This window comes from Sphingopyxis sp. 10G20-10 (genome assembly GCF_057365075.1).
The window spans coordinates 414,566-429,102 of the sequence record NZ_CP195117.1 but is presented as its reverse complement, the minus strand read 5'-3'; the positions used below and the strand labels follow the sequence as shown (position 1 = coordinate 429,102).

Below are 14,537 nucleotides of genomic sequence, written 5' to 3'. Positions count from 1 at the left end.
ACCCGGGCCTGTTCAAGTAGACAAGGCTAGCGATCGCGGGCGAGATAGGCGACGAGCGCCGCACGTTCCTCATCACGGTGCAGACCGAAATATTGCATTTCATTGTCCGGAACCACAGCCTCCGGATTGGCGATGAAGCAGTCAAGCAAGGCGCGCGTCCAGACCTTTTCGCGCGCCGCGAAGCGGCGAAACGCAGGCGAATAGGTGAAATCCGGGTCAGAGGCGATGCGTCGACCAACGATGCGGTCGAGGTTCGGACCGGTCAGCCCACGTTCGTCCTTGTTCAAGCTATGGCAGCTGTAGCACCGTTGAAAAGCACGCTCCCCCGCGGATGGGGCCTTGCCCGGAGCAACAGGTGCCGCGAGCATCGCCGTACCCGCCGCCAGCACCGCCATGATCAAGGCTGCACGCGTCATTCGGTCGTTGTGACCACCATCAACCGGTCAGTCCCCGATTCAGGCAGATAGACTTTGCCAGGGCGGCCCAATATCTGGCGCACTTGGGCGTCGGGCGCGCTCCCCGGATAGGCCGTCCAGCTTTCGGCGACGGGATCAAAATCGAGCGTTGCATTGGCGGCGAAATCGCTGACCCAGATATGATCACGCTCATCAACATAAACGGCATAGGCCTTGGGGGCCTCCCCCGGAAGCGGCCATATCTTCCAACTCTTGTCCGCCGGACGATAACGATAAAGTTCGCCGCTATTCCATCCCGTTACCCACAAATCGCCCTTGCTGTCGGCCCATACCCGGCGCAATCCGGCACCGGGCGTCGGCGGCTCGATCACGTCGATGGAACCCGACGCGCTGTCGATCCGCGCGAGGTGACTGCCGGCAAGCGAGACATACCAGACCGTCCCGTCGGGCGCAGTCGCGATACCATAGGGACCCCGCCCCTTAGGATCTTTCCACACATCAACCTTACCGCTGGCTGTATCCACACGACCGTAAATTCCATTCTGGCCGGTGAACCAGTGGGTACCGTTGCCATCAAAGGCGCCGGTGTTGAGATTGGTATAGCCGGTGTCTTCCGGAAGTTTCCACACGTCGATCTTACGGGTTTCCGGGTTAAAGCGAACGATCGCATTCTGTCCGCCGTCGGTGATCCACGCCATCCCGTCCGGACCTTGAATGACTCCATGGGGCGCCGAATCGGGGCCGAGAGGCACCTGTTCGATCTCGCCGGTCACCGGGTCGAGGATGCCAAGCGCGCCCTGACGCTGCGCTGTGTACCAGATCTTGCCGTCGGGCGCTGGCGCCGCATCGTGCGGACGCGCCCCTTTGGCGAGATCGAAAACCTGAACCTTGGCGGCTGCTTGCACTGTCGGCGGAGATGTCGATTCCTCAGCACATGCCGCACTAGACGCCATCGCCGCTATGAATAGCGCGGTCAAAATACGGTGTTTCATTTCCGCCTCGCCTTTCTCCGGCCCCCGCCAGACACCAGCTTATGCAAAAGCGGCAGCGATGCAAGTTATCCTCAGCCCAGCAACGTGCCCAAACCGACGTGCGGATCGACCCAGCCATCGACGATCATCTTGACCGCGACGTACAGGATGACGACCAGCCCGATATAGGCGATCCAACGATATCGCTCGATATATTTGGCGATGACATTGGCGGCGAGGCCCATCAGGGCGACCGCAAAAATCAACCCGACGATCAGGATTCCAGGATGGTCGCGCGCCGCGCCCGCGACGCCGAGAACATTGTCGAGGCTCATCGAAACATCGGCGACGGCGACGGCCCAAGCGGCTCCGGCAAAGCTTTTCGCCGAGCGAACACCCGAATGATGATCGCCATCAACCTCGGGCGATCCGGTCGATTCCCCGTCATGGCGAAGCTCGCGCCACATTTTCCATGCGACCCAGATCAGGAGTAATCCGCCGACGAAAATCAGGCCGACAATCTGCATCAACTGGGTCACGACCAACGCAAAAATAACCCGCAGCACCAGCGCCGCCAGGACACCGATCAGGATCACTTTTTTGCGCTGTTCAGCGGGCAATCCGGCGGCCAGCGCGCCGACGACGATCGCATTGTCACCCGCCAGCACCAGATCGATCATCAACACTTGCAAAAAGGTTGCAAAAGCTGCCGGTTCGGTAATGTTCGAAAAATCATTGACGATATGACCCCAAATTTCGGCGGGGCCGCCAAAGCCGGCCGCGGCCGTTGTGACTTGGGCTAGCACGTCAAAAATCACACCATATCTCCAATTTAGCGGACGCCTGATATGCGATCATAGCGGGCGCCGCCGTCGGCATCCTGTCATTGATAGCAAGGCGCGCGACAAATTCCATCACGATGATGAAATATGCGGCCATCCGCGCCCGCTTCGCACCGACGCGGCGTTACTGGTTCATGCTGTCAAAGAAATCTTCGTTGGTCTTCGAATCCTTGATCTTGTCGAGCAGGAATTCCATCGCGTCGATCGTTCCCATCTGCATGAGAATGCGGCGCAGCACCCACATTTTCGACAGCTTGTCCTTTTCAACCAGCAATTCTTCCTTGCGGGTGCCCGACTTGCCGACGTCGAGGCTGGGGAAGATGCGCTTGTCGGCAACTTTGCGGTCGAGGACGATTTCGCTGTTGCCGGTGCCCTTGAACTCTTCGAAAATCACTTCGTCCATACGGCTGCCGGTATCGATGAGCGCGGTAGCGATGATCGACAGCGATCCGCCTTCCTCGATGTTACGCGCCGCACCAAAGAAGCGCTTGGGACGTTGCAGCGCGTTGGCATCGACGCCGCCCGTCAGCACCTTGCCCGAGCTTGGGACGACGGTGTTATAGGCGCGGCCCAGACGGGTGATCGAATCGAGCAGGATGACAACATCCTTTTTATGCTCGACCAAACGCTTGGCTTTTTCTATAACCATTTCAGCAACTTGAACGTGGCGCGTTGCGGGTTCGTCAAAGGTTGACGAAACCACTTCGCCGACGACGCTACGCTGCATATCGGTGACTTCTTCGGGACGTTCGTCAACCAGCAGCACGATGAGGTAAACCTCGGGATGATTGTCGGTGATCGCCTTGGCGATATTTTGCAGCAGCACCGTTTTACCCGTGCGCGGCGGCGCGACGATCAGGGCGCGCTGGCCCTTGCCCTGCGGGCTGACGAGATCGATGACGCGCGCCGACTTGTCCTTGACTGTCGGGTCGAGTGTATCGAGCGACAATTTGCTGTCAGGATACAGCGGCGTCAGATTGTCGAAATTGACGCGATGGCGGACGACATCGGGGTCGTCGAAATTGACGCTGATCAGCTTGGTCAGCGCGAAATAACGCTCGCCGTCACGCGGCGCACGAATTTCACCTTCGACGGTGTCGCCGGTTCTGAGGCCAAATTTACGCACCTGGTTCGGCGAGACATAAATATCGTCGGGACCGGCGAGGTAATTGGCCTCTGACGAGCGCAGAAAACCGAAACTGTCGGGTAAAACTTCGATCGTGCCTGCCCCGATAATCTCTTCGCCTTCTTCGGCGAGTTCTTTGAGGATCGAGAACATCAGATCCTGCTTACGCAGGGTCGAGGCGCCTTCAACGCCCAATTCTTCCGCCATTTCAACAAGCTGGGCGGGCGATTTGGTTTTGAGGTCTTTTAAATGCATGGGTGGATTCCGGGATAATATTAGGGGGGAAGAAACGAGAAAAAGTCTAAATTAATAGGGCTGGCACTGATCCGGTCGGGGGACGACCGTTTTGATCTATCGACGCCAAGGCGCGACACCCGGCCAGCGGGTTGATTGCGCCCCTATCCCTGCCGCGCGGCCAAGTCAATCAAGGTGCGACGATTTACGGCTTTCAGGGGCGGACGATCACCAGAATAACGATGATAGCAGCAACAACTCCAGGTACTTCGTTGAGCAGTCGAAGGCTCTTTTCGCTCATCGGTCGCAATCCTTTGGCGAGCTTCTTCGCATAGCCGATCATCCAGCCATGATAGCCTGACAGGCCAATCACCAACAGAAATTTGGCGATGAACCAGGGCTCGCCCCAATAATGCCCGTTGAACGCCAGCATCAGGCCGAGAATCCAGACGATAATCAGCGACGGATTGAGAATGATACGCCGCAGCCGGTCTTCGCGGTCGATCCACAATTTATCTTCAGCGGAACCCACCTCGCACGCTTGGTGATAGACAAAGAAGCGCGGCATCATGAAGAAACCCGCCATCAGGAAAATGACGAAAATGACATGCGCCGCTTTGATCCACAGCATCGTTACCCCCAGAAAACCAGTCCAATCCATGATATCGCTCACCCGTTCCGCACGCGCCCGACCAGATGTTCGACATGGGCGATGGGGGTGTCGGGGACGATCCCATGGCCAAGGTTGAAGATATGGGGGCGTGTCGGGAACGCGACAAGGATGCGATCAATCGCAGCATCGAGCGCCGCGCCGCCAGCGACGAGAGCCAGCGGATCGAGATTGCCTTGCACCGGCAAACTTTCCGGCAGTTCCGCATCGGCCCAAACCGGATCGACCGTTTCATCGAGTCCGATTGCATCGACCCCGGTCTCGCGGGCATAAGCCGCCAGTTTTCCGCCAGCCCCTTTGGGGAAACCGATAATCGGCGTATCGGGGTGAAGTGCCTTTAACCGCGCAACAATATTGGCATTGGGAGCGATAACCCATTGTTCGAATTGCGCCGGGCTGAGGCTACCGGCCCAGCTGTCGAACAATTGTACCGCCTCGACACCATTTTCGATCTGCCCCGCCAGATATTCGACCGTCAGATCGGTGATCGCATCAATGATCGACTGAAAAGCCCTAGGGTCGGCCTGCGCCATACGTCTTGCCGAGGACTGATCCTTAGAACCTTGTCCGGCAACCATATAAGTGGCGACGGTCCAGGGACTGCCGGCAAAGCCGAGGAAGCTGGTCTCAGCGGGCAAAGAGGCCGCGACGCGCTCCACGGTCGCATAGATAGGCTCGAGCCGCTGTGGGGCTGCTTCCAGCGCCGCCAGTGCATGATCGACGAGTGGTGGAGCCAGCCGCGGGCCTTCGCCGGTCTCGAACCATAGTTTCTGGCCCAGTGCATGGGGAATGACCAATATGTCGGAAAACAGGATCGCCCCGTCAAAACCGAAACGGCGAATGGGCTGCAACGTCACCTCGGCTGCTGACTCGCTGTCATAACAAAGCTCGAGGAATCCGCCTTTGGTCTCCCGAAGCGCGCGATACTCGGGCAAATAGCGCCCGGCTTGCCGCATAAGCCACAGCGCTGGCCGCTCCTGCTTCACTCCGTAGAGGGTCGCCATCAGCTTTTTGGGAGACGCCATCGGGGCCGCTCTTTCTTTATCCATATCTATTTATAAAATATTGTGGTGGTTTGTTGGGGGTGCGGAAAAGGCGGCTTTAGGCGGCAGCGTCGGCTTTGCCAACAGCTTGACTCGCTGCAGCCGTATCACAGCCACGGAGTCGCATAAACTTATCCGCCTTATGCACAGGGTGGGGATGAATTGCGCAAGCTGTGGACAAGTCGCCGGTTAGAATCGGCACGGTGGGTGATGCTTTGTCCCTGACCGAAACACACAGGCATTTTCCACAAGCTTATCCACAGCATGCCTTAGTGGATCGCTGCTTGCCTTTTGTTGGCATGGAGCGGAATAATGGTTCCGATGAGCCGTCTTCACCTTCACCTCATATCCGATTCCACCGGCGAAACGCTGGAAAATATCGCCAAGGCGGCGATTGCACAGTTTGATGATGTCGAAGTGGTGCGTCATTTCTGGCCGATGGTGCGATCGGAATCGCATCTCGACCGCATCATTGCCGAAGTGCAGGCCAGCCCCGGAATGATCCTGTTCACCTTGGTCAACGGCGATTTGCGGCTGAGTCTGGAACGTCGGGCCAAGGCGCTCGACCTGCCGCTTGTCCCCGCGCTTGATGCGGTGACCGACGCATTGTCGCAGATGCTGGGGCAAGAGGCTAAGGCGCGGCCCGGACGTCAGCATGTGCTCGATGCCGCCTATTTTGCGCGGGTCGAGGCGATCCAGTTCACCGTTGCGCATGACGATGGCATTGGCTGGGACAATTGGGAACAGGCCGACATCGTGCTCGCTGGGGTGTCGCGCACGTCGAAAACTCCAACGAGTATCTATCTGGCCAATCGCGGCTTCAAAACCGCCAATATCCCCATCGTTCCCGAATCGCCTCCGCCGCAGGCGCTGTTTACGCTCAAGCGCCCGATGGTTGTCGGGCTCACCACCGGGCTAGACCGGCTTGTGCAGGTGCGCCGCAACCGGCTGTTGTCGCTCAATCAGGCCCCCGAGACGGCCTATGTCGACGATGCACAGGTCAAGGCCGAACTTGCCTATGCGCGGCGGATGTTTGCCGACAATGGCTGGCCGGTGATCGACGTCACGCGCCGTTCGATCGAAGAAACCGCCGCAGCGGTGATCAAGCTGGTCGAAGATCGCGGGACAGCGGCGGCATGACGGCATCATCGCTTGTCCTCGCTTCGCAAAGCAGCGGGCGTGCCGCGATGCTACGCGATGCCGAGCTGACTTTTGACACGATCAGCGCCCAAGTTGATGAAGATGGGCTGACGGCGGCGCTGCAGGATGCGGGCCATAGCGCGCGTAACATCGCCGATGCGCTGGCCGAGGCCAAAGCGGTCAAAATATCGCGGCGCATAGCCGGAGCGACGGTCATCGGGGCCGACCAGACGCTCGCACTGGACGATGGAACGATGTTATCAAAACCGGCCGATCCGGCGATGGCCCGTGCGCAACTGGCGCAACTTTCGGGTCAGCGCCACCGGCTGTATAGCGCGGCGGTGGCGGCGCGCGATGGCCAGCCTATCTGGCGCGCGGTTGGGCAGGCCGAACTGTGGGTCCGGCCCTTGTCAGCAGCCTTTATCGACGCTTATGTGGACAGCGAATGGGACGTCATCCGCTGGACCGTCGGATGCTATGCGATCGAGGGAGCTGGCGTGAAATTATTCGATAAGGTGGTGGGCGATCCGTGGACGATTATCGGCCTGCCCATGCTGCCGTTGCTCAGCTGGTTGCGAAGTAGCGGACAGGTGGAAGGATGAGCACCGCAGCCCCCTATGCCGAGGTGATCGGCGACCCGATCAGCCATAGCAAATCACCGCTCATTCACCGTTTCTGGCTCGACGCGCTAGGCATTGATGGCGATTATCGTGCGCATCATGTCGTTGCTGCCGACCTTGCTGCCTATCTGACCGAGCGCAAAGAGGATCCGGCGTGGCGGGGTTGCAACGTCACGCTGCCGCACAAACAGGCGGTGGCCGACCTGGTCGCCGATCCGGGAGAAGTGCGCGATAGCATCGGAGCGATGAATACGGTTCTGCGCGCGCCCGACGGCAGCCTCAGCGGCACCAATACCGACGCGGGCGGCTTTTTCGGACCGCTCGCCGGGCAGGATTTTGCGGGCCGCGAAATTGCCGTGATTGGTGCGGGCGGGGCCGCGCGCGCAGTCCTTTTCGCTCTGGCGCGGATGGAGTGCGGCCCTGTGACCGTCCTCAATCGCAATGTGCTCAAGGCCAGTGCCTTGCTCGCGCGCTTCGGGCTGAAAGGCAGTGCCTTGCCGCTCGATGGCCGGTTGCCGCCAGCGGCGTTGCTGATCAATGCCAGCAGTCTGGGCATGACGGGCCAGCCCGCGCTCGATATCGATCTTGGGACGCTGCCCGACGATGCTATTGTTTATGATCTGGTCTATGTGCCGCGCGAAACCGCCTTGCTGCAGGCGGCAGATGCGCGCGGGCTGGCGACCATAGACGGACTCGACATGCTGATCGGACAGGCCGCGCTGGCGTTCGAACTTTTCTTTGGCGCCGCGCCGCCAGAGGATAGCGAAGACGAATTGCGCGCGCTGCTCAGCCGATGAGGCATATCCGGCGTCCCTTGTGGCGGCTGCGGAGGCCCTTTGTCATCGGGCTGACAGGATCAATCGGGATGGGCAAGTCGACCGTCGCCAAAATGTTCATTGATGAAGGCGTGCCGGTATTTGACGCCGATGCCGAGGTGCATCGCTTGCAAGGACCGGGCGGCGGGTTGGTTACGGCCATTGAGTCGCGCTTTCCCGGCACCACCGGTTCTGGCGGCGTCGACCGCGCCGCCCTCGGACGCTGTGTTCTGGGCAACCCGCAAGAGCTGGCGGCGCTCGAAGCGCTGGTCCATCCTGCGGTTAGGCAGGCGCAGCGGCAATTTATAAAGCAACATCGCACCAGACGGGTGGTCGTTCTCGACATTCCCTTGTTGTTTGAAAAGGGTGGAGCGCGCAAAGTTGGCGCGATTGCCGTCGTTTCGGCCCCGCTTTGGGTGCAGCGGCGTCGGGTGTTGGCGCGGCCGGGAATGACACCGGCCAAATTCAAGGCGATCCTTCGTTTGCAGGTGCCCGACCGGATCAAGCGCGCACGCGCCGATTTCGTCATTGATACGGGCCGTCCGAAAAGCGTCACGCGTCGTCAAATTCATGTGATCGCCTCTTGTTTCCGGCGCCGATAGGGTCAATATTGATATCTCGATGAGAGAAATTATTTTCGACACAGAAACGACCGGGCTCGATCCAAAAAGCGGGCATCGGCTTGTTGAAATCGGCTGCATCGAGCTGGTGGACCGCCGCGAAACCGGACAAAATTTTCACGCCTATTTCTGTCCCGAACGCGACATGCCGGCCGAGGCCGAAGCGGTGCATGGTTTGTCGATCGGATTTCTGTCGGACAAACCCTTGTTTCATGAGCGCGCAGAGGAATTGCTCGAATTTTTGGGCGATGCCCCGCTGGTCGCGCATAATGCGCCCTTTGACTTTGGTTTCGTCAATGCCGAACTGGCGCGGATCGGCCGTCCGGCGCTCGATCCGTCGCGTATGTGCTGCACGGTACAAATGGCACGCAAGCTGCATCCGGGGGCCAAGCATAATCTGGACGCTCTGTGCGTGCGTTACGGCATCGACCGCAGCCATAGAGTTAAGCATGGTGCGTTGCTCGACGCCGAACTGCTGGCGCATCTTTATATTGAAATGACGGGCGGGCGGCAGATTGGTCTTGGCCTCGCGTCGGGCGATGGTGATCCGTCGGTCGCCGACTTAGCGCCAGCCGCAGCCGCCAAACCCGAGCGCGCCTTTCGTGAACCGCGCCCGCACGCGGCCTCGGCAGGTGAACTCGCGCGTCATAGTGAATTTGTCGCAGGGCTGAACCAGCCTCTGTGGCTCGATACCGTGTGATGATGACTCCCGCGTCATCGATTGGCCCTTGTAGGAGAATATAAATGGAAATCCGTGTCTCTGGTCACCAGATCGAAACCGGCGAAGCGCTGCAAGAGCATGTATCGGACCGAATGAACGCGATATCCGACAAATATTTTGCCCGGGCGATTGGCGCTCATGCCACCTTTGGCAAAGGACCGCACGACAGCTTTCAATGCGACATTGTAGCGCATGTGATGCAGGGGCTTGTGCTGAAGGGCCATGGACAGGCGCAGGATGCGCATGTGGCATTTGAAACAGCGGCTGAGAGGATTGATAAGCAACTTCGTCGCTATATGCGCCGGTTGAAAGATCATCATGCGCCCAATCAAATGTCGCCATTGGCCGAGGAGATTCAGGAGAATGCAAGCTATACCGTTTTTGACGGTGGCGGTGAGGATGATCCGGGCGACGCACCAGCAATTATTGCCGAAACGCGGGTCGATATTCCTTCAGCAAGCGTTTCTGACGCAGTGATGATGCTGGATTTACGCGATACAGGCGCTTTGTTGTTCGTGAACAGCAAGACGGGTGCCCATAATATGGTCTATCGTCGGCGTGACGGGACGATTGGCTGGGTCGAACCGCAATAGGGGCTGGATTTTGTCTCTCATCCGCCCTATTGGCCGCGCCCAACATGTCCGAGCGTGATGCTTCGGGCCGTCATGATTGATCCATATTCTGTGCCAGCTGGCCAACCGCGGCATTGAAGCCCCGGTGTAAAACTGATTTGACCGAAAACCATGAACCTTTCTCAGCTCCTTTATCCGGCCACGGTGCGCGCCCATGTGGCGATCGATTCCAAGAAAGCGCTTTTTCCGCTGCTGGGTGATTTGGCGAGTCGTTCGCTCGGGCTTGATTCGGGTGAGGTGAGCGAAGCCTTGCTCGAGCGCGAGCGACTGGGCTCTACCGGATTTGGTCGCGGTATTGCGTTGCCTCACGCCAAATTGGCCGACCTGTCGGGCGTGCGCGGCCTGTTTTTGCAACTGCAGCGCCCGATCGATTTTCAGGCGGTTGATGGTCTGCCGGTCGATCTGTTGTTCATTCTGTTGTCGCCCGTCGATGCGGGTGCCGATCATCTGAAAGCGCTGGCAGGCGTATCGCGGATGCTCCGCAACGAGATGGTGGCCGATCGCCTGCGCGGCGCCAATAATGACGAAGCGCTTTATGCCTTGCTAGCCGACACCGAAGCGCGTGACGCGGCCTGACGCGCGATTAATCGGGGCGCGGCCATGGCGCGCCTGACCAGCCGTTTCCTCGTCGATTTGCTGATCCGCAACACCCAGTCTGCGGGCGGCTTTGCCACTGTTTTGGCCTCAGGCGATGACCAATCGGGCACAATGTTGATCCAATGCCGTGATCGCGACGGGCTTGGCCCCCTGCTCGAGCGCCGCTTCAGCGCCGATGGCCGCTATATATGGGAAGATATTGGGCCGTCGGCCACAAAAGACGGAGTCGAATCAGCCGTTTACTATAATCGGCGCCGAAAATCGGATCCCGATCTTTGGATTATTGAACTGGATGTCGCAGATGCGCCACGGCTGGTCGCCGAATGGGCGCAATTGACTTGACTTTGCTGCAGCGCACAATAAATGGCACACATCATTAACGCGTAGGTCGTTCTGCGGGTTCCTCAGGAAAAATTTTTCCAGAGCCTGGTTTAGAGTTCGGACACGCAGACGGATGATGACCACAGGCGGTTCCTATGAATCTCTCCCCGCCTGACAGGAAAATGGTTCATCGGCCGCATTTTTGACAGACATCATGAGTCGTATTTTGAACGTTGCCAGTGTGGCGGCGGTGGCAATGACTGCTGCATCCATGTTGGTTCTCGCGGAACCCGGTTTCGCATCGGACATCAGCATCGACGCCAATGTCCCAACTTTGCTTCCCTCCCTCGCCGACGATTCGGCGGATAAGTCGAATCAAGAATCGACGGATATTGTAAATCCCGGCGACCTGGAATCCGACCTATCGTCGGACGCGACGGAAACGCCGGACGTGATTGTCGAGCCCGAAGAGGCTCCGATCACAGCCAGCACATTGGCCGAACTGGTTGCTGCAACGCCACAGCCAGACATGATTGATTCTGAACTGCGCTGCCTTGCCGGTGCGGTTTATTTTGAATCGCGCGGCGAATCGCTGGCCGGTCAGCTGGCCGTGGCGCGTGTGATTATCAACCGCACCGAATCGCGCCGCTATCCCAACAGCTATTGCGGCGTTGTCACCCAACGCAGCCAGTTCAGCTTTGTACGTGGCGGCAAAATGCCGAAACTGCGCGAATCGGGTCGCCCCTGGGCCAAGGCTCTGGCGATTGCCCAGATCGCCCGCGCCAACAGTTGGCAGAATAAGGCGCCCGGTGCGCTCTATTTCCATGCTCGCCGCGTTTCGCCGCGCTGGCGCAAGACGCGCGTCGCACAGATCGACAATCATATCTTCTATCGCTGATCCAATTTGATCGCTGGAATATAAGGGGCGGCCGCGCGACAGCATGGCCGCCCCCTTTCATTGCCAAGCCTGAAATTCTGCCGCATGATGCGCGAATGACACGTATTTTTTCTGCCTTTGTGGCACCGCTCGCGGTCGGATTTCTGGCACTGGGTGGCTGCGCGACCCAGGTTCCGCCGGTCTCGGTCACCCGTTTTCATAGCGACGCCGTAAACGGCTGGTCGGCTGGCAAGGCCTATGTTGTCGATGCTGCGCCGCTGGCCGACACGACTAGCAGCACCGAGGCTATTCCTTCCGAGCTGGAATGGGACAGCTATCGGGTCGCGATCGAACGTCAGTTGCAATTGCAGGGGCTTGTCGCAGCGAGCGATAGTGGTGCGGCGACGGCGCCGCTGCGTGTTCGAATCGGCCTTCATCGTGTGGAGCGCGTGCGTGGCGGGGGTCGTTCGCCGGTTTCTGTGGGCGTGGGCGGCTCCACTGGCGGCTATCGGTCGGGTGTCGGTCTTGGCATCGGCATTAATTTGGGTGGCGGCGCGCGCGAAATGACCGACATCAAGCTGATGGTGCGAATCGATGACGCCGCTAGCGGGCAGGCTTTGTGGGAAGGCCGCGCCGAAACCGCGGTTCCGAACAAGGCGCCTGCCGCACAACCAGCGCTCGCCGCAGCAAAATTGGCCGAAGCCTTATTCAAGGACTTCCCTGGAGAATCGGGACGCACTATCAGCGTCCCATGAGCATCACCATCAACGCCGCTTTTGACAGCGGCAATATCGTCGTCGACTGGATCAAGGGCACACAGGCCCGCCTGTCGATCCGCAAAGACCGGGAATCCGATTTCTATCAGTGGTTCCACTTCCGCGTAAGCTGTGAGGTCGGGGACAGATTAGAGCTGACCATCGCCGATCTGACCGATTCGGCTTTTGCAGGCGGCTGGCCCGACTATGCCGTGTGCGCCAGCACCGACCGCGAACATTGGTTCCGCCTCGATACCAGCTATGACCCGGAACAGGATGGCGGCGCGCTGACCATCCGCCACACCGCCGAATCGCCCATTTTGTGGCTCGCATACTTCGCTCCCTATTCAATGGAACGGCATCACGACCTCGTATCCTCGGTCACCGAATGCGAAGGCGTGACCTATCGCTGTTTGGGGCATAGCCTGGAGGGGCAGCCGATCGACTGTCTCGAAATGGGCGAAGGCGACACCCAGCTTTGGCTTTATGCGCGCCAGCATCCGGGCGAGAGCATGGCCGAATGGTGGATGGAAGGCGCACTGGAAAAGCTGACCGACCCGGCCGATCCGCATGCGCGGGCGCTGCGTCAAAAATGCCGCATTCACATCGTCCCCAATATGAATCCCGATGGGTCGTGTCGCGGCCATTTGCGGACCAATTTTGCCGGAGTGAATCTCAACCGCGAATGGGACAATCCCAGCGCCGAGCGTAGCCCCGAAGTGCTGTGCGTGCGTAATGCGATGGACGACAGTGGCGTTGATTGGGCGATGGATATCCATGGCGACGAAGCCATTCCCGCCGTCTTTCTGGCCGGATTCGAAGGAATCCCGTCGGTCAAGCCCGACCAGTTGAAAGCTTTTATTTCCTATCGTGATCGGTTGGCCGAGCGCACTCCCGATTTTCAGACCGAACTCGGCTATGGAGAAACGCCGTTGGGCAAAGCGAATTTGTCGATGTCGACAACCCAGCTTGCCGAGCGATTTGGCGCCGTGTCGATGACGCTGGAAATGCCGTTCAAGGACAATCGCGAACTGCCCGATCCGGTGCAGGGCTGGTCCCCCGAACGCAGCAAATTGCTCGCACACGCCTGCATCGAAATACTCAACGAATTTCTGTGACGGACGGTTGGCAGATTGCGGCTGACGATCTGTCGACTGCCGACATTCGCGGGCTGCTCCAACAGCATTTCGATGCCATGCTGGCGAGCTCGCCGCCGGGAAGCTGCCATTTTCTGGATTTTGACGGGCTCAAAGGCGCGGACGTAAGCTTTTGGTCGATACGAGAGAGCGGTCATTTGGCAGGGTGCGGGGCGCTGCACCAGCTCGATCAAAGCCATGGTGAAATCAAATCGATGCGAACCGCCGATGCGTTCCAACGGCGCGGCGTGGCGGCGCATATGCTCGACCATATTTTTGGGGTAGCACGGGCACGCGGATATGAGCGGCTCAGCCTTGAAACCGGGTCCGGAGAAACTTTCGCGGCGGCGATCAGCCTGTATCGTCGCTTTGGCTTTGTCGATTGTGGTCCGTTCGGTGATTATCGTGAAGATGTCTTCAGCCGCTTTATGACGCGCCCGATCTGATCCGAAGAGGAGGCGAAGGGACTCGCCTCCTCTCGTCATCATGCGCCCGTTCAGGCGGCCTTTTTCTTGCTTTCGATCACCGGCTGTTTGCCGCCAATCGCGATCTTCTGCGGCTTCATTGCTTCGGGTACTTCGCGCACCAGATCGATGGTCAACAGGCCGTCGGCGAGGTCCGCCTCGGCAACGCGGACAAAGTCGGCGAGTTGAAAACGGCGTTCAAAGGCGCGTGTAGCAATGCCGCTATGCAGCAATTGCCGCCTTTCCCCGTCGGCGGTTTCCGCTTTGCGACCGGAAACGGTCAGCATATTCTGTTGCGCGACGATGTCGATTTCGTCCGATTTGAATCCGGCCACCGCAAGGGTGATACGGAAATGCTCGTCGGCGATTTTCTCGATGTCAAAAGGAGGGTAGTTTTCTGCCCCTGAGCCGCTGTTCTCCAGAAAATCGAACAGGCGGTCAAAGCCGACAGTGCTGCGGCGATAGGGGGTCCAGTCAAAATTATTACGCATGGGTCATTCCTTCCATTGAAGCGAATTATCGTCAGAATGCGCCCGG

Annotated in this window: 19 protein-coding genes; 12 read left to right on the top strand and 7 right to left on the bottom strand. The window is 59.0% G+C overall.

Going from position 1 to position 14,537, the window contains the following annotated elements; all coding sequences use genetic code 11:
• Nucleotides 1–26 precede the first annotated feature (26 nt).
• From ACR3XE_RS02105 to hemE, 6 genes are all read right to left on the bottom strand, one after another.
• On the bottom strand, nt 27–416 hold the full coding sequence (locus tag ACR3XE_RS02105) for a c-type cytochrome (protein ID WP_473699229.1): 390 nt from the start codon (nt 414–416) through the stop codon (nt 27–29).
• Nucleotides 413–1,408 carry a Vgb family protein gene (locus ACR3XE_RS02100; protein WP_486185879.1) on the bottom strand — a complete coding sequence of 332 codons (996 nt, stop codon included), beginning with the start codon at nt 1,406–1,408 and terminating at the stop codon, nt 413–415. Before ACR3XE_RS02100 ends, ACR3XE_RS02105 begins: the two co-directional genes overlap by 4 nt.
• A gap of 71 nt (nt 1,409–1,479) precedes the next feature.
• A complete protein-coding gene (locus ACR3XE_RS02095) occupies nt 1,480–2,202 on the bottom strand; it encodes a TerC family protein (RefSeq protein WP_473700265.1) in 723 nt (240 codons plus the stop codon).
• A gap of 151 nt (nt 2,203–2,353) precedes the next feature.
• Nucleotides 2,354–3,610: a transcription termination factor Rho gene (gene rho / locus ACR3XE_RS02090; protein ID WP_473699231.1), complete on the bottom strand. Its 1,257-nt coding sequence runs from the start codon at nt 3,608–3,610 to the stop codon at nt 2,354–2,356.
• A gap of 193 nt (nt 3,611–3,803) precedes the next feature.
• A complete protein-coding gene (locus ACR3XE_RS02085) occupies nt 3,804–4,250 on the bottom strand; it encodes a CopD family protein (protein ID WP_473699232.1) in 447 nt (148 codons plus the stop codon).
• 8 nt (nt 4,251–4,258) lie between these two features.
• Nucleotides 4,259–5,308: a uroporphyrinogen decarboxylase gene (gene hemE / locus ACR3XE_RS02080; RefSeq protein WP_473699233.1), complete on the bottom strand. Its 1,050-nt coding sequence runs from the start codon at nt 5,306–5,308 to the stop codon at nt 4,259–4,261.
• Nucleotides 5,309–5,623: 315 nt separating this feature from the next.
• Here hemE and ACR3XE_RS02075 point away from each other — a divergent pair, with 315 nt between their 5' ends.
• The 12 genes from ACR3XE_RS02075 (at nt 5,624) to ACR3XE_RS02020 (ending at nt 13,982) form a co-directional block, all read left to right on the top strand.
• Nucleotides 5,624–6,442, top strand: a complete 819-nt coding sequence (locus ACR3XE_RS02075) for a pyruvate, water dikinase regulatory protein (RefSeq protein ID WP_473699234.1) — start codon at nt 5,624–5,626, stop codon at nt 6,440–6,442.
• Nucleotides 6,439–7,044, top strand: a complete 606-nt coding sequence (locus ACR3XE_RS02070; protein ID WP_473699235.1) for a Maf family protein — start codon at nt 6,439–6,441, stop codon at nt 7,042–7,044. The genes ACR3XE_RS02075 and ACR3XE_RS02070 overlap by 4 nt, the downstream gene beginning before the upstream one ends.
• The gene (locus ACR3XE_RS02065; RefSeq protein ID WP_473699236.1) at nt 7,041–7,859 is read left to right on the top strand and encodes a shikimate dehydrogenase family protein; all 819 of its coding nucleotides are present in this window, start codon (nt 7,041–7,043) and stop codon (nt 7,857–7,859) included. Before ACR3XE_RS02070 ends, ACR3XE_RS02065 begins: the two co-directional genes overlap by 4 nt.
• Complete coding sequence (coaE, locus tag ACR3XE_RS02060; protein WP_473699237.1) at nt 7,856–8,479, top strand: dephospho-CoA kinase; 624 nt, start codon at nt 7,856–7,858, stop codon at nt 8,477–8,479. The genes ACR3XE_RS02065 and coaE overlap by 4 nt, the downstream gene beginning before the upstream one ends.
• A 19-nt stretch (nt 8,480–8,498) precedes the next feature.
• Nucleotides 8,499–9,197, top strand: coding sequence for a DNA polymerase III subunit epsilon (gene dnaQ, locus ACR3XE_RS02055; RefSeq protein WP_473699238.1), 699 nt, complete (start codon nt 8,499–8,501; stop codon nt 9,195–9,197).
• A gap of 44 nt (nt 9,198–9,241) precedes the next feature.
• Nucleotides 9,242–9,811 carry a ribosome hibernation-promoting factor, HPF/YfiA family gene (hpf, locus tag ACR3XE_RS02050; RefSeq protein WP_473699239.1) on the top strand — a complete coding sequence of 190 codons (570 nt, stop codon included), beginning with the start codon at nt 9,242–9,244 and terminating at the stop codon, nt 9,809–9,811.
• A gap of 150 nt (nt 9,812–9,961) precedes the next feature.
• Nucleotides 9,962–10,426 (top strand): PTS sugar transporter subunit IIA, encoded by a 465-nt coding sequence (locus ACR3XE_RS02045; RefSeq protein ID WP_473699240.1) that lies wholly within the window; start codon nt 9,962–9,964, stop codon nt 10,424–10,426.
• 24 nt (nt 10,427–10,450) lie between these two features.
• Complete coding sequence (locus tag ACR3XE_RS02040; protein WP_473699241.1) at nt 10,451–10,789, top strand: DUF1491 family protein; 339 nt, start codon at nt 10,451–10,453, stop codon at nt 10,787–10,789.
• A gap of 193 nt (nt 10,790–10,982) precedes the next feature.
• Entirely contained in the window at nt 10,983–11,666 is a 684-nt protein-coding gene (locus ACR3XE_RS02035) for a cell wall hydrolase (protein WP_473699242.1), read from the top strand.
• A 95-nt stretch (nt 11,667–11,761) separates the two neighbouring features.
• Entirely contained in the window at nt 11,762–12,400 is a 639-nt protein-coding gene (locus tag ACR3XE_RS02030; RefSeq protein WP_473699243.1) for a DUF4136 domain-containing protein, read from the top strand.
• Complete coding sequence (locus tag ACR3XE_RS02025; RefSeq protein WP_473699244.1) at nt 12,397–13,518, top strand: M14 family metallopeptidase; 1,122 nt, start codon at nt 12,397–12,399, stop codon at nt 13,516–13,518. The genes ACR3XE_RS02030 and ACR3XE_RS02025 overlap by 4 nt, the downstream gene beginning before the upstream one ends.
• Complete coding sequence (locus tag ACR3XE_RS02020) at nt 13,515–13,982, top strand: GNAT family N-acetyltransferase (RefSeq protein WP_473699245.1); 468 nt, start codon at nt 13,515–13,517, stop codon at nt 13,980–13,982. The genes ACR3XE_RS02025 and ACR3XE_RS02020 overlap by 4 nt, the downstream gene beginning before the upstream one ends.
• A 50-nt stretch (nt 13,983–14,032) precedes the next feature.
• Here ACR3XE_RS02020 and ACR3XE_RS02015 read toward each other — a convergent pair whose 3' ends face one another.
• Nucleotides 14,033–14,491 carry an Hsp20 family protein gene (locus tag ACR3XE_RS02015; protein WP_473699246.1) on the bottom strand — a complete coding sequence of 153 codons (459 nt, stop codon included), beginning with the start codon at nt 14,489–14,491 and terminating at the stop codon, nt 14,033–14,035.
• Between the last annotated feature and the right edge of the window lie 46 nt (nt 14,492–14,537).

What these genes read in the sequence shown, in the direction of transcription:
- hpf (WP_473699239.1), top strand. Translation starts at nt 9,242, where the DNA reads ATGGAAATCCGTGTCTCTGGTCACCAGATCGAAACCGGCGAAGCGCTG.
- ACR3XE_RS02085 (WP_473699232.1), bottom strand. Translation starts at nt 4,250, where the DNA reads ATGGATTGGACTGGTTTTCTGGGGGTAACGATGCTGTGGATCAAAGCG.
- ACR3XE_RS02040 (WP_473699241.1), top strand. Translation starts at nt 10,451, where the DNA reads ATGGCGCGCCTGACCAGCCGTTTCCTCGTCGATTTGCTGATCCGCAAC.
- ACR3XE_RS02065 (WP_473699236.1), top strand. Translation starts at nt 7,041, where the DNA reads ATGAGCACCGCAGCCCCCTATGCCGAGGTGATCGGCGACCCGATCAGC.
- coaE (WP_473699237.1), top strand. Translation starts at nt 7,856, where the DNA reads ATGAGGCATATCCGGCGTCCCTTGTGGCGGCTGCGGAGGCCCTTTGTC.
- ACR3XE_RS02075 (WP_473699234.1), top strand. Translation starts at nt 5,624, where the DNA reads ATGAGCCGTCTTCACCTTCACCTCATATCCGATTCCACCGGCGAAACG.
- rho (WP_473699231.1), bottom strand. Translation starts at nt 3,610, where the DNA reads ATGCATTTAAAAGACCTCAAAACCAAATCGCCCGCCCAGCTTGTTGAA.
- ACR3XE_RS02035 (WP_473699242.1), top strand. Translation starts at nt 10,983, where the DNA reads ATGAGTCGTATTTTGAACGTTGCCAGTGTGGCGGCGGTGGCAATGACT.
- ACR3XE_RS02045 (WP_473699240.1), top strand. Translation starts at nt 9,962, where the DNA reads ATGAACCTTTCTCAGCTCCTTTATCCGGCCACGGTGCGCGCCCATGTG.
- hemE (WP_473699233.1), bottom strand. Translation starts at nt 5,308, where the DNA reads ATGGATAAAGAAAGAGCGGCCCCGATGGCGTCTCCCAAAAAGCTGATG.
- ACR3XE_RS02070 (WP_473699235.1), top strand. Translation starts at nt 6,439, where the DNA reads ATGACGGCATCATCGCTTGTCCTCGCTTCGCAAAGCAGCGGGCGTGCC.
- dnaQ (WP_473699238.1), top strand. Translation starts at nt 8,499, where the DNA reads ATGAGAGAAATTATTTTCGACACAGAAACGACCGGGCTCGATCCAAAA.
- ACR3XE_RS02025 (WP_473699244.1), top strand. Translation starts at nt 12,397, where the DNA reads ATGAGCATCACCATCAACGCCGCTTTTGACAGCGGCAATATCGTCGTC.
- ACR3XE_RS02030 (WP_473699243.1), top strand. Translation starts at nt 11,762, where the DNA reads ATGACACGTATTTTTTCTGCCTTTGTGGCACCGCTCGCGGTCGGATTT.
- ACR3XE_RS02105 (WP_473699229.1), bottom strand. Translation starts at nt 416, where the DNA reads ATGACGCGTGCAGCCTTGATCATGGCGGTGCTGGCGGCGGGTACGGCG.
- ACR3XE_RS02100 (WP_486185879.1), bottom strand. Translation starts at nt 1,408, where the DNA reads ATGAAACACCGTATTTTGACCGCGCTATTCATAGCGGCGATGGCGTCT.
- ACR3XE_RS02015 (WP_473699246.1), bottom strand. Translation starts at nt 14,491, where the DNA reads ATGCGTAATAATTTTGACTGGACCCCCTATCGCCGCAGCACTGTCGGC.